An 18514-nucleotide genomic window follows, 5' to 3' on the forward strand; every position below is an offset into this window, starting at 1 on the left:
TCTCTACGTATCCCGAGTTCGTTCCGACCTACCACGACACTTACGCAGCAACACCGCAGCAAAAGTTCCAAGACGAGCAACCGACCATATTCAGCTGAAATAACAAATGGGCCCATAGGCCCACCCGTTCGATCACAAGACGGTAATGAACCGACCAGTGCAGAGCAACTCCTGCGCGGGGATGTTGTTGCGGTTCGGACGCTAACGGGCGCCCGACCGGTCCAGCCGGTACGCCCGGCGAGCGTTGCTCGTCGTAATCTCCGCCAACTCCTCCGGCCGGCGATTCACCAGTTCAGCGAGGGCTCGCACGGTGTAGGGCAGACAGTACGATTCGTTCGCTGCGCCCCGATACGGATGGGGAGTGAGGAATGGCGCGTCGGTTTCCACCAATATCTGATCCACTGGTATCAGCGGAACGGCTTCGCGCAGGTCGCGGGCGTTACGAAAGCTGACCGTCCCCGACAGGCTCAGCAACCATCCCTTAGCCGAACAAATGCGAGCCATCTCACTGCCGGATGAGAAGCAGTGAAAGATCACAGTCTCGGGCGCGCCCTCGGCACGCAGCACGTCGAGCACCTCGCTGTCGGCGTCGCGGTTGTGGATCATCAACGGCTTGCCGGTCCGCTTGGCCAGGTCGATGTGCCAGGCGAACGCCTCGCGTTGAACGTCCGGCCGGGCGCAGCCGTCGAGCCGGCCCGGCCAGTACATGTCCATGCCCGTCTCGCCGACGGCCACGACACGAGGGTGAGCGGTCAACCGCTCGATCTCGGCGCGGGCGTCCTCGCTCAGCGCGTCGGTGCGCGTCGGATGCAACGCCACCGCCCCGTACACCCGCGGGTCCCAATCGACCGCCCGCGCCACCCAGCGCGCCGACTCCAGGTCGTCGGCGATGGTTACCACGGCCGTGACGCCGACGGCTGACGCGCGGTCCAGGAGTGCGCGCACTCCGGTCGCGTCGGAGACACCGCAGGCGTCGAGGTGGGTGTGCGCGTCGATCAACGGCGACAGCGGCTCCGGGGCGGGCGGTGCTTCTCGTCTGGCGCTCACGCGCCCCACGATATGTGCACACACCAGCAAGCGGCCGACCCGATTAGGGTGGAGCCCCGATGAACCAACAGCAGCCGTATTACGTCACCACCGCGATCGCCTACCCCAACGGCGCGCCGCACATGGGTCACGCGTACGAATACATCGCAACCGACGCCATCGCCCGATTCAAGCGCCTCGACGGTTTCGACGTGCGTTTCCTGACCGGGACCGACGAGCACGGACTCAAGGTCGCCCAGGCCGCGGCGGCCGCCGGGGTGCCGACCGCGCAACTCGCGCGCAGCAACTCCGACGTGTTCCAGCGCATGCAGGAGAAGCTCAACATCTCCTTCGACCGGTTCATCCGCACCACCGACCCCGACCATCACGTGTCCTCGAAGGAAATCTGGCGTCGCATGGAGGCGGCCGGCGATATCTATTTGGACAACTACGCGGGCTGGTACTCGGTGCGCGACGAGCGGTTCTTCGTCGAATCCGAGACCCAACTGTTGCAGGACGGCACCCGGATCGCGGTCGAGACCGGCACCCCGGTGACGTGGACCGAGGAGCAGACCTATTTCTTCCGGCTGTCGGCCTACGCCGAGAAGCTGCTCGCCCACTACCGCGACAACCCCGGTTTCATCGCCCCTGAGACCCGGCGCAACGAAGTCGTCAGCTTCGTCTCGGGCGGCCTGGACGATCTGTCGATCTCCCGCACCTCGTTCGACTGGGGCGTGCAGGTCCCCGATCATCCCGACCACATCATGTACGTCTGGGTCGACGCGCTGACCAACTATCTGACCGGGGCCGGTTTTCCCGACACCGACTCGGAGTTGTTCCGCCGCTTCTGGCCCGCGGACCTGCACATGATCGGCAAGGACATCATCAGATTCCATGCCGTGTACTGGCCCGCGTTTCTGATGTCGGCCGGAATCGACTTGCCGCGAAGGGTTTTCGCGCACGGCTTCCTGCACAACCGGGGCGAGAAGATGAGCAAGTCGATCGGCAACATCGTCGATCCGGTGGCGCTGGTCGACACCTTCGGGGTGGACCAGGTCCGCTATTTCCTGTTGCGCGAGATCCCTTTTGGCCAAGACGGCAGTTACAGCGACGAATCGATCATCACGCGGATCAACACCGACCTGGCCAACGAGCTCGGTAATCTGGCCCAACGGTCCCTGTCGATGGTGGCCAAGAACCTCGGCGCGGCGGTGCCGGACCCAGGTGAGTTCATCGACGCGGACACCGAGTTACTGAGCACGGCCGACGGGCTGCTCGATCGGGTGCGCGCCCATTTCGATTCGCAGGCAATGCATCTGGCGCTCGAGGCGATCTGGCTGATGCTCGGTGACGCGAACAGGTACTTCTCCGCGCAGCAGCCCTGGGTGCTGCGCAAGAGCGAAGCGGTGACAGACCAGGAGCGCTTCCGCACCACGCTGTATGTCACCTGCGAGGTGGTGCGCATCGCCGCGCTGTTGATCAGCCCGGTGATGCCGGATTCGGCCGACAAGTTGCTCGACCTGCTGGGCCAGCCGCGCGACCAACGGACCTTCGCCGCAGTGGGAACGAGGCTGGCCCCCGGGACAGCGCTGCCCTCGCCGTCCGGAGTGTTCCCGCGCTATCAGGCGCCCGAAGCCGAGTGAGCGGAACGCAGTGACGCGAACGAGGCGAGCATCCGACCCCGAAGCCGAGTGAGCGGAACGCAGTGACGCGAACGAGGCGAGCATCCGACCCCGAAGGTGAGTGAGCGGAACGCAGTGACGCGAACGAGGCGAGCATCCGACCCGCCTGAAGCGGACTAGTTGAAGATTCGTCAAGTAACGGAAACGAACCCGGATGGCCACATTACGAACCGCGGTTCGGGTATTCGCGGCAAGCGGTGTGAGGTGTCTTTGACCGATAGGCCATAATCGCCAGGTGGAGCGAAGACGGAATCGGCAGCCCAGCCAATCCCCGATGACCACCCTGAAGCAGTTGCCTGCACTGGTGGTTCTCGAGCGGATCCCGGTCCCCGTCCTCGCTATCGCCGACGACGGCAGCATCCTGTTCACCAACACCGCGTTCGCCCAGATGGTGGGCTGCGACCCCGAAGAGGTGCTGGCGCTGCGATTTCACGAGATCTTCCACCAGGCACCGGAGTCCGAGTCCTCGCTGCTCTCATTCGTCCACGCCCTGGCGAACATGGTGGTCGAGCTGGCACACAAAGACGGCTCGGTGGTCCGGGCTTTGATGAGCCGGTCGGCGGTGATGCGCGCCGACGACAAATTTGCTCTGGCCGCCTTCCAGGACCTGACCGAACAGCTGTGGGAAGAAGAACGCTGAGCCGCATTCGGGCGGATGCCCGCCCGCCGCGTCGCGACATATGAGTTCAGCTAGACCGCAAGTATTGAGATGAGGCCGGGTCAATACTTGTAGTATGGTTTCCGCTGTGATCAAGACTCGCAACGACTTGGAGTCCTACCTCGAGGCGGACTTGCATGCCCAAGGACTTGAGCGCTGGCGACATCGCTACCGGGTCATGCATCGAGCTCCTTACTTTCAGCGCATGCTGCGCAAGACCGAATATTGGACGAACACGGCCCGGACGCCCTTCGGGCACCTCGTCGCTGCATACCTGCGCCTACGACTGAAGTTTCTGGGCGAGAAGCTCGGATTCGGCATTCCGCTCAACGCCTTCGGACCCGGCCTGTCCGTCGCTCACGTCGGCTGGGTGCACGTGCATCATCGGGCAAAGATCGGCGCCAACTGTCGTATCCACCAAGGGGTGACGATCGGCGAAGGCCGCCCCGGCGAGTATCCCAGCATCGGCGACGACGTGTTCATCTATCCGGGCGCCATGGTGCTCGGCGCGGACGTCGGCAGCCGGGTCGGCATTTACGCAGGTGCGGTGGTGACCAAGTCGGTGCCCGACGATGTGGACGTCGCCGGCGTTCCCGCCCGGATCGTCAAGGACCGCCGCCCGCGCGCCGTCAGCGCCTAGAGCCTTTACGGAGCCCCATCGGAGAGACCGGCCGGCGCGCCGGTCCGGGTGTGGCGCAGGGCTTCGCGGGCCAGAAATTGCCGGAAATACGGAAGCGATGCCTCTGCCGCCACTCCCGGAAGCAGCACAACCCAGATCTGAGTCAGCTGCGCATTCAGCTGGTCGAGCATGCTCTCGCTCTGCCGATTTCGCGCGATGGCGATGGAGAACAACCGGGTTCCGTACATCGCACCGACAATCGTCTGGGCGAGCGATTCGGGATCCACGTCTTCGCGCAGGTCACCTTGCGCTACCCCTTCGCTCGCCTGCTCTGCCATTGCAGCCACCCAGCCGGCACAGCAGCGTGCAACCGCGTCGTTGAATCCACTCAGGGCCGCGACCAGCTGCTCGGCCGCACGTGCGGTCTTGTCGGTGCTGAGCACGTTGGCAACCGCGAAGGTGCCGTGGATCATGTTTTCCAGGGCGGGCGAAGCCGACCCGCAGACATTGCGAAAAGCACGGAGGACGACCTCGCCGCCCTCGTCAATGATGTCCGACGCGAGAGCCTCTTTGGAATCGAAGTGGTGGTAGAGGGCGCCCTTGGTCATTCCGGTTCGCTCGATGATGGTGCCCCACCCGGCTGCGGCGTAGCCGACTTCACTGAAGACGTCGATCGCGGCATCCAGAATCTTCCGCCGGGTTAGCTCGGATCGAACCTGGCGCGCCATTGGCCATGCCTCCCCAGTGATGTCAATCCGGTTCAGCTCCGGACCTCGGCGTCTTGTTCCTGCTGGTCAGCCGGATAAGCCTAGCAGCAGTCGGCATGATGTTTTTCGATCATGCGTGCCAGATCGCCTCCGGCGCCGGATCAAGTGGTGCTCACCGGGGTCGGGACGGCCTTGATAGCCAGCGCCGTCCGCCGCCGGAGGAATTGGGCGAAGTAGTCGGCCCGGTCCGGCGGTAGTACCGCCGCCAGGATCAGAACCCAGTTTCTTTCCAGGTCGAGCAGGAAGGCCCGGGGGTCGTCGAGGTCGCTGGTTTGGCGCAGTCCCAGATACATCGACACGATCAACCGTCCGATGTCGCGCGGCTCCCAGCGTTCGGCGACGTCGCCCTCGCTGATCGCACGCTCGGCAACGCTGGCCAGCGCATCGACCCAGCCGCCCAGCAGAGCGGCCTGCAGCCCTTCTGTGCGCCCCACCGACTCGATGAGGTGCAGAGCGGCCCTGGCGACGTCCCTGGAGATGTCCTGCACCGCGATCAGGTAGCAGAAGTCGATCAGCGTTTCCAGGCCGGAGAGCTGCCGGGACAGCAGGTCCTCGACGGCCGCCCGTCCCCCTGAGGTGTGCTGTTCGATGATGGCCACCGCAAGGGCGTGCTTGGAGCGGAAGTGAAAGTACATCGCGCCTTTGGTCAACTCGGCCTCGGCCAGGATGTCGTCCAGTCCCACGTCGTGGTAGGCGCGGCGGGCGAACTGATGTGCGGCCGCCCGCAGAATCTGTTGCCGAGTGCTGTCTGCCCGTCCGTCGGCCGATTCAGTCGACATCTACCCGCGTAACACTTCCGGGCGTGCCCAGCAGCGACCAGCAGCGTTGAGCGGTGCGATCACCTTCACCATCGGGATGCCTTCCTCACCGGGTGGCCAGACCATCGGATGGTGAGCCGTCCACCGGCGTGTGTCTCAGGCGGCACATTGGACGCCACATGTGAGGCTATCAAGTTCGCGCCGACCTGCAGCGTTACACGCCGACATGACTGCATCCAAGCCCAGGAAATACCCCAAGTCGGTTTCTTCAGCTTGCTACGTTCAAAAAGTATGTAGAATGGGTATAAGCCTGGTCTGTCGGTCTGCAGAGGGCGGGAAAACGGGTCCGAACTGCCAGCTCGGGCGTTGTCGTGATGACTGTCATCCTCCCGGCCGACTACATCGTCAACGCTCGCGTTAGGAGAGGTGCATGTCGTTCGTCACCACGCAGCCAGAAGCCCTGGCCGCTTCGGCCAGCACGCTGCAAGGCATCGGCTGCGCCGTCGACACGGTGAGCACGGCCGCGGCGGGTCCCACCACCGCGATAGTGCCGGCCGCCGCGGACGAGGTCTCCGCGCTCACCGCTACGCAGTTCGCCGCGCACGGACACCTCTACCAGGCGGTGAGCGCCCAGGCCGCGGCGATTCACCAGATGTTCGTGGAGGTCATGACGGCCAGTGCGGGTTCGTATGCCGCCACCGAGGCGGCCAACGCCGCGGCGGCCGGCTGACGATCGGGGGGTGGGCAATGGATTTTGGCGCATTGCCGCCGGAGATCAACTCCGCGCGGATGTACGCAGGCGCAGGGGCTGAGTCGCTGCTGGCGGCCTCCGTCGCCTGGGATGAACTGGCCACCGAACTGGCGACGGCGGCTTCCTCCTACCAGTCGGTGATCGCCGGTCTGACCAGCGGCCCGTGGCTCGGTCCGGCGGCGATCGCCGCGGCAGCGGCGGCCATGCCCTATGCGGTGTGGATGGGTACGACGTCCGGCCAGGCCGAACAGGCGGCCGGCCAGGCACGGGCGGCCGTGGGCGCCTACGAAGCGGCATATGCGATGACGGTTCCACCAGCGGTGATCGCCGCCAACCGGGCCCTGCTGGCCGCGCTGGTCGCGACCAATTTCTTCGGTCAGAACTCGCCCGCGATCGCGTCCACCGAGGCGCTCTACAGCGAGATGTGGGCGCAGGACGCGGCGGCCATGTACGGCTATGCGGCCAGTTCGGCGGCGGCCTCGGCACTGTCGCCGTTCGAAACGCCGCCCCAGATCACCGACCCGGCCGGCGCCGCGGCGCAGGCGACCGCGGTATCGGCCGCCACTGGCGAAGCCGCGGCGACCCAGGCGACACTGGCCTCGCTGGTCAGCGCGGTTCCGGCGGCACTGCAAGGCATGGCGGCACCGGCCTCGCTCGGAACGGCCGCCGCCGGCATACCGATCAGCACCTCCAGCGGCGACATCGCCAACCTCCTGAACATCATGGTGATGCCGCTGTTCGCGATCAGCAGCGTGCTGGGCATCGCCCAGACCATGCAGGGCATGGCCGCCGCGGCCACCCAGGTGGGCGAGGCGGCAGCCGAAGCGGCCGAGGTCGCCGCCGGCGCGGCCGCCGCGGGCGCGGATGCGGTCGGCGGCGCTGCGCTGGGGGCCATGGGGCAGGCGGCCAGCCTCGGGTCGCTGTCGGTGCCCCCGGCATGGACGAGCGTGATCCCGACGGCCCACCTCACCGGCGTCAGCTCGGCCCTGCCGGGTGCCACCCCCGGTGCCGTCGGCAACGTGCCTCCGAGTCTGCTGGGCGGGATGCCGCGGGCGGCCGCGAGTCCGGGACCCGCAGCGGGTCCAAGGTACGGACTGGTCCCCACGGTGATGGCGCAGCCGCCGTCCGCCGGATACGGCGCATGATCTGACGCCGGTACGCGGGCCGGGGCCGATCCGACCAAGACACCAGCATCCATCGCACCCCGCAGGTTACAACCTCGATAATAAAGGCAATTCAAGACTTCTAGTCATAATTTCCGAGCGATATCATCCAAATAGTATGTAATAATGGTCCTTAGCAAGTGACGGGTATGGGAGCCCGTGCACCGGTGGGAGGAGAACGAAGTGAGCGGTTTGCACAGGGGGGCAGGCAAATGAAGGTCGTACTATTCTGCGGCGGTTACGGCATGCGGATGCGCAGCGCAGCCGGTGACCTCATCCCGAAGCCACTTCAGATGGTCGGTCCCCGACCGCTGCTGTGGCACGTCATGCGCTACTACGCGCACTACGGCCACACCGACTTCATCTTGTGCCTGGGCTACGGCCAGTCCCTGGTGAAGGACTTCTTCGTCAACTACCGCGAGACCGAGTCCAACGACTTCGTAATGCGCGGCGGCAAAGTCGAGCTGCTCGACACCGACATGTCCAACTGGACGATCACCTTCGTCGACACCGGCCTGGAGTCACCGATCGGCGAGCGGCTGCGCAGGGTCCGCAAGCACCTCGGAGACGACGAGTACTTCCTCGCGAACTACGCCGACGTCCTGACCGACGCGCCACTGGACACCATGATCGAGCGGTTCCATGCGGCCGGGGCCGCCGCGTCAATGCTCGTCGTGCCACCGCAGTCGTCGTTCCACTGTGTCGACGTCAGCACCCACGGCGACATTAAAGAGATCGCACCCATCGCCAAGTTTCCCATCTGGGTCAACGGTGGTTACTTCGTTCTCCGTCAGGACGTCATCGACCTGATCCCCGAGAACGGCGACCTGGTCGGCGACGCGTGCATGGAGCTGGCCGGCAGCGGGCGGTTGCTCGGATATCAGCATGAAGGGTTTTGGAAGCCGGCCGACACGTTCAAGGAACGTGCCGAACTCGACGCCGACTACAACCGCGGAGTCCGTCCGTGGGCGGTCTGGGAGACACCTGCCGCATTGGCGGAAGTCTCGGCATGATCACCCTGACTTTCTCCGGGACGGGCGTCGGCTCGGTCGCCGCGATCGGCGCACACTGCGACGACATCCTCATCGGCGCCGGCGCCACCCTGATGCAGCTTGAGCGGAGCAACCCCGGCCTGGTCATTCACGCGCTGGTGCTGACCGGCGCCGGCACGGAGCGTGAGATCGAGGAGAAGAGCGCCTTCGCCGCGTTCTTTCCGCAGGCCGACGTGCGCCTGACGGTGGTCGGCCTGCCCGACGGACGACTCCCCGAACACTGGGGCGCGGTCAAGGGACACCTCGCCGAGTTCCGTCGCGGCTGCGAGCCGGACCTGGTACTCGGTCCTCAGCGTGCCGACTACCACCAGGACCACCGGCTGCTGGCCAAGCTGATTCCGACCGAGTTCCGCGCGCACCTGGTGCTGGGCTACGAGATCCTCAAGTGGGAGTCCGATCTACCGAATCCCACTGTCTACGTTCCGGTGTCAGCGGACGTCGCTGCCCAGAAGACACGGCTGCTCGCCGAGTCCTACCCATCCCAGGCGGGCCGCGACTGGTTTGACGACGAGAGCTTCCTCGGCTTGATGCGGATGCGCGGCGTGCAAAGCCGCGCCCGTTACGCGGAGGGCTTCGTGGCGGAGAAGGTCGTGCTGAGTCCGGTCGCCGGGTAGCTCGATCATGGCCAAAGACACTCTCGACCAGGCCCCCGTGCGGATGGTCGTCAGCGGGAGCATCGTCGAGCGCTGCGAGATCGACGAGGTGTTGTCGATCGTCGACTCGCGCTTGCGATCTCGATCGGCCCGCGGCCTGGCGGTGGGATCGGTGAATCTCGATCACCTGCATCACTTCCGCGTCGCGAGCGCCGTGCCCAACGGCCTGGTCGAATGGTTGCTGTTGGCCGACGGCATGCCGATTGCCTGGCGGGGCAAGTTGCTGACGGCACGCCCGTGGCCCCGGGTCACCGGTGCCGACTTGCTGCCGTCCGTGCTGGCGCTGGCCGAAGCGAACGGCCACCGAGTCGGGTTCTTCGGTGGCAGCGCCCAGACTCACGTACTGCTGGCCGAGCACCTCCGAACGCGTTACCCGGGCCTGGCCGTGTCCGGCATGTGGGCACCCGGCTCCGACGACATCGAATCAGCCTCGGAGGCACTGTGTTCCGCGATCCGCTCGGCACGCACCGACCTCCTGGTCGTCAGCCTGGGCAAGCCGCGTCAGGAGCGGTGGGTCGACGAGCACGGTCATGCGACGGGCGCGCGGGTCTTCCTGCCCTGTGGCGGCGCGATCGACTTCCTGGCCGGCATGACCAGTCGCGCTCCGGCATGGATGCAGCGCTGGGGGCTGGAATGGCTGCACCGCTTGACCCGTGAGCCGCGCCGGCTCGCGCGCCGCTACCTATTGCAGGGTCCGATCGCGCTCCTGCGCGCCGCGCGCGCGCAGCTCATCTGCTACCCGGGCGTCCACTACGTCGGCGGTCACGACCACGCCGAAATCACTCGCCCCGCAACAGAAGCGATGTCCGCATGAGCGAGAGATCGGCCACTACGACGGCCATCCTGCAGTCGAAGGCCGGCCGGTCACGCCTGGTTGCGGTGCCGGCGCCGAACGTCAGCACCGTTGCCCGCTGGCAGCAACAATATTCGGCCCGGCTGCGTATCACCGACTCGGTAATCGTCTGTGCGGCAATCATGCTCGCGCAATTCGTCCGGTTCGGTGACTCACCGAACATGTCGGGCTACCCCGGCCCGGTGATGACGCTGTTCTCCTGCCTGTTCGCGCTGCTGTGGCTCAGCTCGATCTCGGTGTTCCATACCCGGTCTCCTAGGATCATCGGCGCCGGCATCGACGAATACCGGCGGCTGGCCAGCGCGTCCTTCTCGGTCTTCGGCATCATCGCGATGGTCACGCTGCTGGCCAAGATCGACTTGGCCCGCGGCTACCTGGCGGTCGCGCTTCCGGTCGGCACCCTGGGCCTGCTGACCAGCCGCAACCTGTGGCGTAAGTACGTGTGGCGCATGCGCGCTCGCGGCCAGTACCAGACCATGGTGCTGGCGATCGGCGACCGCTCGGGAGTCAGCCACCTCGCCCGCGAGCTGATCCGCAACCCCAAGGAGGGTTATGTCGTTGTCGGCGTGTGCATCCCGGGGTACGGCCCGCCGCGTGACGAGACCCTCAAGGTGCAGGGCCGCGACATCCCGATCCTGGGTGACGAAAGCAGCGCGGTGAGCGCCATCGGCCTGTGCGGCGCCGACACGGTGGCGGTGACCCGCACCGAGCATTTCGGAGTCCACGCCATCCGCGACCTGATGTGGCGGCTGGAGACGATGGACGTCGACCTGGTCGTTTCGGCCGGCGTGATGGACGTCGCCGGCGCCCGGCTGACCATGCGGCCCATCGCCGGATACCCGCTGCTGCATGTCGACAAGCCGCAGTACGAGGGCACCCAGCGCCTGCAGAAACGCGCCTTCGACTTCTGCTTTGCGCTGGCTGCGCTGCTGGTGACGGCGCCCCTGCTGATCGTGGCCGCCGTCTCTATCAAAATGACCAGCAGGGGACCGGTGTTCTATCGCGCCGAACGGATCGGCCTGGACGGCCGGCCCTTCACCATGTTGAAGTTCCGCACCATGGTGGACGGCGCGGACAAGCAGGTCGACCGACTCTTGCCGTTGAACCAGGGCGCCGGCGGGGTGCTCTTCAAGATCCGCCAGGACCCGCGCGTGACGTCAGTCGGAACGGTGCTGCGCCGCTACAGCATTGACGAGCTTCCGCAATTCATCAATGTGCTCAAGCAGGACATGAGCGTCGTCGGCCCGCGCCCGCCGCTGCGCCGCGAAGTGGAGAACTATGACGGTGAAGTCAAGCGGCGGCTGCTGGTCAAGCCCGGGGTCACCGGCCTATGGCAGGTGAGCGGCCGGTCCGATCTGTCCTGGGAGGACTCCGTCCGACTCGACCTGTCCTACGTCGACAACTGGTCGATGGCCGGGGACCTGGTGATCATCGCCCGAACCCTCAGGGCCGTGCTGGCCAGCGACGGAGCCTACTGAAGATGAAGGGCGACACAGTGATCGAGCCGACGGGGCAGGAGTTGACTCCCCCGCCGGAAGTACCGCAGTCGCGGATCGCGCACGCGTTCTCGATCCAACTCGTCTGCCGGGTGCTGGGGATGCTGGCCTCGGTGGTCTCGGTGTCGATGACTGCCCGCTATCTGGGTCCCGGCCGCTACGGCCAGCTGATGGTGGCCGTCGCCTTCATCGGGATGTGGACGGCGGCGACCGACCTGGGCATCAACACCGTGATCGTGCGCCGCGTCACCTCCGGGCGAGGCGCACTGGAGCGCCTGGTTCGCGTCAATAGTGGTCTGTCACTGGTGTATTGCACCCCGCTGGCGGTCATGGCCGCGGTCACCGGGTGGCTGATCTACCGCGACGCCGATGTGCGGGTGATGCTGGTGGTGTTGTCCGGCCAGCTGTTGCTGTTGACCGTGCGGACCCGGTTCGAGCCCGTCTTCCTGTCCACCGTGCGTTTCTCCGCGGTCGCCGTCTCTGACGTCGCGGGCCGGATCGGCACCCTGGCCATGGTCAGCTGGCTGGTGACGACGCACGCGAACATCATCTGGTTCGCGGTCGCGCAGCTCATACCGCCGTTGGTGCAGTTGACAATTCAGGGCGCAGCCGCGGCGCGGCACGTCTCGCTGCGCCCGGTGTTCTCCCCGCGAGAGTCCTGGGATCTGTTGCGCGAGAGCCTGCCGCTGATGGGCGTCGCTCTGGTCGGCATCCTGTACTGGCGTGCCGACGGGGTGATCCTGTCCCTGCTGAGCAGCCATGCCGAGGTGGGCGTGTACGGGCTCGCCTACACCATCGCCTTCAACACCGAGGCGTTGTCCATCTTCTTCCAGAAATCGACGCTGTCGACGGCCACCGGCCTGTATTCGCGCGACGTCGATGCTTACGTCGCGTTCCTGCGCCGCAGCGTGGAACTGATGAGCTTCCTTGCCTTTCCGGTCGCGGTGGTCGGCACCCTGCTGGCCGGTCCCTTGATCAAGCTGTTCGGTGACGCGGAGTTCGTCAGCCGCGGTGCACCGACGCTGGCGTTGCTGCTGATCGCCGCCTCGTTGCGGTTCGTCACCGGAACCCTCGGGCAGGGCCTGTTCGCCTGCCACGAGCAACGATTCTTCTTCCGGTTGTCCGTCGGCGCGCTTGCTGCCAACGTGGCACTGAACCTGTGCCTGGATGGTCGATTCGGCGCGGTCGGCGCGGGCATCTCGCTGGTGTGCACGGAGCTGATCGGGCTGGCGTTTGCAAGCTGGCGGCTGGGCAACCACTGCGGATACCGCACACCGTTGAGCTTCCTGCTTCGCCTGCTGGTGCCGACATCGGCCAGCGCCGTTGCGGCGCTGCTGCTTTCCGGCCAGAACGTGGTGTTCGCACTGGCCGCCGCCGCGGCGACCTATCTGGTCGTCAACGTGGTAGCCGGGCCCGCGAACTGGTCGACCCTTACCTCACTCTTCCGGAAAAAGGTGACCGCATGACAACCTCGCAGCGACCCCTCTCGGTGCTGATCGTGACCTACAAGAGTCACGATCTGCTCGAACAGTGCCTGGCCAGCGTCGCCGAACACGTACCGGGATTGCCGGTCTACGTCTACGAGAACAGCGGTGACGACTACCCCGGACGCGAGGAACTGGCCGCGCGCCATCCCGACGTGCACTGGGTCCTCGGCCCGGTGAATCTCGGCTTCGGCGCCGCCTTCAACGCCCTGGCCAAGCACACGCCCGACGACACGGATTTCCTGCTGCTCAACGCCGACACCCGACTGACGGGGCCGTTGACCCGCACCCGCGAATTGATCGGCCAACCCGGCGTCGCGGCCGTGTCGCCGCTGATTCAAGACCCGGGTGCACCCGGTCCGCTGCTCTGGGACATCGCCACCAAGCACCGCACCCTGATCCGGTCGGTGGTGGCAGCCGCAGGCTACTCCGCACGGCTGCGGGGCACCCGCTTCTCTCATCTCTATCGTGAGCAACCCGGCGAATCCGAAAGCATCGACGGCTACATGGCCGGCATCTGCCTGGCGATGAACCGGCAGGCCTGGAACGAAATCGGCGGCTTCGACGAGGAGTTCTTCCTCTACGGCGAGGAGACCGACTGGCAGGAACGCGCCACCGCCGCCGGATGGCGGATCCTGCTCGCCGATGAACTCAACGCCGAGCACGGCAACCCGGCGGCCGGCAAGGCGGCCCGGGAATCGGTCTACAACCACGGTGCGGAGGTTTCCACCGTGGAGCGCTTCCGCAATCGGGACTTGTTGCGCTCCAACATCGCGTTACTGCTGGAACGCCAGGACAGTGTTCACCACGCCGACGCCTTCCTGGCCGCCACCTCGGTGTTGGACAGGGTCCAGCGGTCCAAACGCGGTGCCCGCAAACGCGCAATTGATGCCCGGCGCACCGATAAACCCTCGATCGTCATCACCACCAATCGCCTGGCGTACGGCGGGGCGGAACGTCAAAAGTCCTTGCTGGCAAAGGAACTGGACCGCCGCGGTTATCCGGTCACGGTGGCCTGCATGCAACGGTTCGGTCCGCTGCTCAAGGAGATTCCACACAGCGTCCGCGTGGTCCGCCAGCCCTGGTGGGCGCCGATGGTCGATTTACCCGCGGGCCCGGCGGTGCTCATCACCGGCGACACCAACACCGAGACGGGCTTCGCGACACTATGGAAGGCTGCCTCGGGTAACCGGCGCTGGCTGGTGGCCCCGCACGTGCCGCCGGAATCCGACCGGCCGATCTACTCTCGGCCGTTGACCGCCGCGATGAATCGCGCCGATGGTTTCATCGTGCTCGCCCAACGTCATTGGGACATGCTCACCCCGCACCACAACATCAAGGGACGCCACTTCGTCGCGCCCAACGGCGTTCCCGTTTCCGGCGAGCCCGCCGAGCGGGTCCGCACCCTGGGCCAACCGCCGCACCTGGTGATGCTGTCCCGCATCGTCGAGCACAAGAACCCCCAGCTGCTGATCGAGGCGCTCGGCGGCCTGACCGACCTGCCCTGGCGGCTCTCGATTTTCGGCGACGGCCCGGACCGGAAGGCACTCGAAGCCCGTACGCCGGACTCCTTGCGCGACCGGGTCCAGTGGCGCGGGTGGTCACCCGGGCCCGGCCCGGCACTGGCCGACGCCGACCTGCTCTGCGTGCCGAGCCGCTCCGAGGCGTTCCCGATGGCGATTCTGGAGGCCATGGCGCGCGGGGTGCCGGTGGCCGCGTCGGGCATCTGCGCGGTCCCGGAAATGCTGGACTTCGGCAAGGCCGGCTTCGTCGTCGAACCCGTGTCCGCGTCGGCGTGGCGGAGCCAACTGGCCGAAATCCTCACCGAAGTCGACGGATTGCCGGAGGTGGGGTGGCGCGGTTTCGAGCGCATGCAGACGCATTACACCGTGGAGGCGATGACCGACGCCTACCTCGAGGCGATCGGCGCTGTGATGTGAATCCCCTGCCACGCCACCACTCGTCCCACATCCACCGAACCAACGAATCGAGAATTCCATGAAGTGCCGCTTGTGCGACTCGAACCGCATGCTCAGCGTGCTGGACCTGGGTGCGACTCCGCCGTGCGAAAAGATTCTCTCCCCAGAGGAACTCGACCTGCCCGAGCCCACCTATCCGCTGCACCTGCGGTTGTGCCAGGACTGCCTGCTACTGCAGATACCCGCGCTGATCACCCCCGAGGAGACCTTCACCGAATACGCCTACTACTCCTCGTATTCCGACAGCTGGGTGCAGCATGCCGCAACCTTCGTCGAGCAGGCCGTCGAGCGCCTCGGGCTGGGCCCCGATTCGTTCATGGTAGAAGTCGCCAGCAACGACGGATATCTGTTGCAGCACGCGGTCGCCCGGGGCATTCCCTGCCTTGGCATCGAACCGTCGTTGAACGTCGGCGCGGTCGCCACCAAACGCGGCGTGCCCACCGTGTCGGAGTTCCTGAATCCGGCGCTGGCGCGACGGGTCCGTGCCCAGCACGGCTCGGCAAACTTGGTGGTGGCCAACAACGTCTACGCTCACATACCTGACCTGCGCGGCTTCACCCAGTCGTTGCGCGGGCTGCTCTCCGACGACGGGTGGCTGAGCATCGAGGTACACCACGCACTGAACCTGGTGTGCCTGGGTCAGTTCGACACGATCTATCACGAGCACTTCCAGTACTACACCGTGTTCTCGGCGCAGAACGCACTCGCCAGTGCTGGGCTGGCCGTGGTCGACGTCGAGCTGCTGCCCACCCATGGGGGGTCCATCCGAGTGTGGGCCCGACCGATCGAGGTCGCCGGACCACCGACCGAACGGGTCAACAAGATTCTGCGTATCGAGGAGGCGGCGGGTCTGCACCGTCCGGAGGGCTACCTGCAACTGCGGCACCGTACCGAAGAGATTCGACACGACCTGCTGCGGTTCCTGCTGCAGTGCCGGGCCGAGGGCAAACGTGTCGTCGGCTACGGTGCGCCGGGCAAGGGCAACACGTTGCTCAACTACTGCGGAATCCGCACGGACTTGCTCGAATACACTGTCGACCGCAACCCCTACAAGCACGGCAACTTCACGCCGGGCACCCGGATTCCGATTCACGACCCGGAACTCATCGCCAAGGACCGCCCGGACGTCGTCCTCGTGTTGCCCTGGAACCTGGAAACCGAAATCACCGAACAACTCAGCTACGTCACCGAGTGGGGCGGCCAGATCGTCTACCCACTCCCAACCCTGCACCTGGCGAACGACCTGACCTCGCACGGTGCCGCAGTCGGATGAGTCACTGCCGGGGCTGTGGCGACACTGATCTCAGCAGGGTCCTCGATCTGGGCAAGGCTCCTGCGGCCGAACAGTTTCCGTTGATCACCGAGCCCCTCAGCCCGCAGGAGACGATGCACGAACTGGCGATGGACCTGTGCGGCTGCTGCGGCCTTGCCCAACTCGCCGGCGGCGAGGCCCTCGGCGTGGCCGAAGAACAGCAGAGTGTCGAGCCGCAGGCGATGCGCGATCAGGCCGCGGAGGCGGTGCAACGGGTTGCTGACGCCGGCTGGCTTCGCGGGGACACGGTCCGCGAGTTCGGCAGTCCGCATGGCGGAACCTGGTTGCCGTTGTTGGCCGAACGCGGCTACCGCGAGGCCGAGATCGCCGACGTGGTGCTCGACTCGTTCGGCCTGATGCACGACGCCGATCAGCGAGCCGCGTTCGAATCTCGGGCGAAGGCCACCGCGCCCGACGGTGTGCTGCTGGTGCAGATCCCGTCGCTGACAGCGATGATCAGTCAGGGACAGTGGAATCTACTGCGCCACAGCCACTTCGGCTACCACTCGCTTACCGCGTTGACGAATCTGCTGGGCGCGGTGGGAATGAGCATAGCTACCGCATGGGAGTTCGATCTACTCGGTGGGACGTATCTGGTGGCGGCGGTGCACGGCCACGTCGAGCGCGACCAGCGTGCCCACGACATCCTGAAATATGAGTGCCAGTTCGGCGTGACGAAGGCCTACGTGCTACGGAAAATGCAGCAGGCGGCCGACACTCACGTCAGCCAGCTGCGACAGTGGCTGGAAGAGCAGGCCGCGCAACACCTCTCGGTGTACGCCTACTGCGCAGGGTCAAGGGTGCCCGGGCTATTCCACATGGCGGGGATAGACCGGCGGCTCATCAAAGGCATCGCCGACGCCTCAGCCGACAAGCATGGACGCCGGGTGCCTGGCACCGACGTCGAGATCATCTCGCCCGAACAGCTCATCGCGGCCGATCCCGATCGGGTCTTGCTGACGCTCCCCTATCTGTACAGCGAAGTGCAACGCACCTACCCGCAGTTGGACGGGCGCTGGTGGGTGGATCACGGCACGTCGGTGCTACCGGGTTCGGCGTGAAGCACCCACGGATTCTCTGGCTTTCGCCATGGCTGCGTCCGCTGGCGCGCGTTCAGGCCGAGGCGCTGCGTCGCCACGGTGCCGACGTGCTGCTGGTGACCTCCGATCAGCACCCGGAATCCGGACCCGCCCGCGACTACGAACTCGTCCTGGATCCGCGCTTTCGCACCGCGGCAACGTGGGGGCCCAGTTTCGCCGCATGGCGCCGCGTTCGTCAGTACCGGCCAGACATCGTCATCACGGAGTTGGTTCGCGATCCACGCTGGATCGCGCTGGCCGGCCGGGCGCCGCGGATTCAACTGGTGCACGACGACCGTCCGCATGACGTCGCTGAACGGCGGCCCTCCTATGAACTCGAGGTGTTCGACCGGTGGGGCGCACGCTCGGCGGCCACGGTCACCTACAGCGGTTACGTTGCGGCCCGGGTCACCACGCGGCGCGACGTGACCGGGATGCCCGTCCACGTGTTGCCGCTCAGCAGCGACCTGGATCCGGCGCTGGTCACCCTTCCGGTGAGCGCGCAACGCCGACGTGACTTCGTCATGATCGGTCGGCTGAATCCCTACAAGAATCTGGACGTGGTGCTGCGGGCATGGCAGCGGCATGTCGACGGAAACGGTTGGCGTGGGGACAAACTGGTACTGATCGGCGACGGGCCGATCGATGCTGCCCGGCTGCCCGCCCACACCGAATGGCGGTCGGGTCGCTACCGATACGCCGATGTGCTCGGCACGCTGGCCGCGGCAAAGGGCTCGGTGGCGCACTACCGGAGGGCATCCCAGAGCGGCGTGCAGGTGTTGTCGATGCAACTCGGTGTGATGCCCATCGTTTCCGACCGCGGCGGCTTGCCGGAATACCAGCCCCCGGAATGCCGCCCGGTAAGGGTCGACGACATCAGCGGATTGACAGGGGCTTTCGACGAACTGGCCGATCCCGCGTGCGCGGCGCGACTCGGCGCTTCGGCGGCGCGCCACTACACGCAGCGGTTCACCGTCGACCGGGCGGCCGAGCGGCTATTGGACGTGATCGGCAGCGTTTACCCGTCCTCGTCGTCGTCGGTTGCGACGGATCTTCCCGGGTGATGCATGCAGTTGGTGCGGGGCCGCCCGATGTTTAGGTGTTCGGGTGGGCGCCATTCGGTGATGCCGTAGTTGTTGTGGCGGGTGCGGTATTTGTGGAGTTCGACCAGTCTGTTGTCGG

General features: G+C 66.0%; 17 protein-coding genes. 14 read left to right on the top strand and 3 right to left on the bottom strand.

Translation table 11 applies throughout. The features are described 5' to 3' along the window. Positions 1-201: 201 nt before the first annotated feature. Positions 202-1056 carry a TatD family hydrolase gene (locus AWC08_RS20380; protein ID WP_174900784.1) on the bottom strand — a complete coding sequence of 285 codons (855 nt, stop codon included), beginning with the start codon at positions 1054-1056 and terminating at the stop codon, positions 202-204. A 50-nt stretch (positions 1057-1106) separates the two neighbouring features. Here AWC08_RS20380 and metG point away from each other — a divergent pair, with 50 nt between their 5' ends. From metG to AWC08_RS20395, 3 genes are all read left to right on the top strand, one after another. Further along, positions 1107-2669, top strand: coding sequence for a methionine--tRNA ligase (gene metG / locus AWC08_RS20385; RefSeq protein ID WP_069433230.1), 1563 nt, complete (start codon positions 1107-1109; stop codon positions 2667-2669). 313 nt (positions 2670-2982) lie between these two features. Next, positions 2983-3348 carry a PAS domain S-box protein gene (locus tag AWC08_RS20390; protein ID WP_065133381.1) on the top strand — a complete coding sequence of 122 codons (366 nt, stop codon included), beginning with the start codon at positions 2983-2985 and terminating at the stop codon, positions 3346-3348. A 94-nt stretch (positions 3349-3442) separates the two neighbouring features. Beyond that, on the top strand, positions 3443-4006 hold the full coding sequence (locus AWC08_RS20395) for a serine acetyltransferase (protein ID WP_232007804.1): 564 nt from the start codon (positions 3443-3445) through the stop codon (positions 4004-4006). 5 nt (positions 4007-4011) lie between these two features. Here AWC08_RS20395 and AWC08_RS20400 read toward each other — a convergent pair whose 3' ends face one another. Both AWC08_RS20400 and AWC08_RS20405 read right to left on the bottom strand, forming a co-directional pair. After that, entirely contained in the window at positions 4012-4713 is a 702-nt protein-coding gene (locus AWC08_RS20400; RefSeq protein WP_065133380.1) for a TetR/AcrR family transcriptional regulator, read from the bottom strand. 140 nt (positions 4714-4853) lie between these two features. After that, complete coding sequence (locus tag AWC08_RS20405) at positions 4854-5531, bottom strand: TetR/AcrR family transcriptional regulator (protein ID WP_069433231.1); 678 nt, start codon at positions 5529-5531, stop codon at positions 4854-4856. 409 nt (positions 5532-5940) lie between these two features. Between AWC08_RS20405 and AWC08_RS20410 the strand changes: the two genes are divergently transcribed. The 11 genes from AWC08_RS20410 to AWC08_RS20460 all read left to right on the top strand — a co-directional run bounded on the left by AWC08_RS20410 (position 5941) and on the right by AWC08_RS20460 (position 18396). Next, a complete protein-coding gene (locus AWC08_RS20410) occupies positions 5941-6240 on the top strand; it encodes a PE family protein (RefSeq protein WP_069433232.1) in 300 nt (99 codons plus the stop codon). Between the two features lie 17 nt (positions 6241-6257). Beyond that, positions 6258-7406 carry a PPE family protein gene (locus AWC08_RS20415; RefSeq protein ID WP_065132394.1) on the top strand — a complete coding sequence of 383 codons (1149 nt, stop codon included), beginning with the start codon at positions 6258-6260 and terminating at the stop codon, positions 7404-7406. A 230-nt stretch (positions 7407-7636) separates the two neighbouring features. Further along, entirely contained in the window at positions 7637-8437 is an 801-nt protein-coding gene (locus AWC08_RS20420; protein WP_065132395.1) for a glycosyltransferase family protein, read from the top strand. Then, positions 8434-9090: a PIG-L deacetylase family protein gene (locus AWC08_RS20425; RefSeq protein ID WP_069433233.1), complete on the top strand. Its 657-nt coding sequence runs from the start codon at positions 8434-8436 to the stop codon at positions 9088-9090. The genes AWC08_RS20420 and AWC08_RS20425 overlap by 4 nt, the downstream gene beginning before the upstream one ends. Positions 9091-9097: 7 nt before the next feature. Continuing rightward, a complete protein-coding gene (locus tag AWC08_RS20430; protein WP_232007805.1) occupies positions 9098-9943 on the top strand; it encodes a WecB/TagA/CpsF family glycosyltransferase in 846 nt (281 codons plus the stop codon). Then, positions 9940-11460, top strand: coding sequence for a sugar transferase (locus AWC08_RS20435; protein ID WP_082986109.1), 1521 nt, complete (start codon positions 9940-9942; stop codon positions 11458-11460). Before AWC08_RS20430 ends, AWC08_RS20435 begins: the two co-directional genes overlap by 4 nt. A 17-nt stretch (positions 11461-11477) precedes the next feature. Continuing rightward, entirely contained in the window at positions 11478-12944 is a 1467-nt protein-coding gene (locus tag AWC08_RS20440; protein WP_372513531.1) for a flippase, read from the top strand. Next, positions 12941-14902, top strand: coding sequence for a glycosyltransferase (locus tag AWC08_RS20445; RefSeq protein ID WP_069433234.1), 1962 nt, complete (start codon positions 12941-12943; stop codon positions 14900-14902). Before AWC08_RS20440 ends, AWC08_RS20445 begins: the two co-directional genes overlap by 4 nt. A 58-nt stretch (positions 14903-14960) precedes the next feature. Further along, the gene (locus AWC08_RS20450) at positions 14961-16214 is read left to right on the top strand and encodes a class I SAM-dependent methyltransferase (protein WP_069433235.1); all 1254 of its coding nucleotides are present in this window, start codon (positions 14961-14963) and stop codon (positions 16212-16214) included. Then, positions 16211-17314: a transferase gene (locus AWC08_RS20455; RefSeq protein WP_069433236.1), complete on the top strand. Its 1104-nt coding sequence runs from the start codon at positions 16211-16213 to the stop codon at positions 17312-17314. The genes AWC08_RS20450 and AWC08_RS20455 overlap by 4 nt, the downstream gene beginning before the upstream one ends. 11 nt (positions 17315-17325) lie before the next feature. Next, positions 17326-18396: a glycosyltransferase family 4 protein gene (locus AWC08_RS20460; RefSeq protein WP_069433242.1), complete on the top strand. Its 1071-nt coding sequence runs from the start codon at positions 17326-17328 to the stop codon at positions 18394-18396. Positions 18397-18514 lie beyond the last annotated feature (118 nt).

The organism is Mycobacterium gordonae (assembly GCF_002101675.1).
GTDB classification, from domain to species: domain Bacteria; phylum Actinomycetota; class Actinomycetes; order Mycobacteriales; family Mycobacteriaceae; genus Mycobacterium; species Mycobacterium gordonae.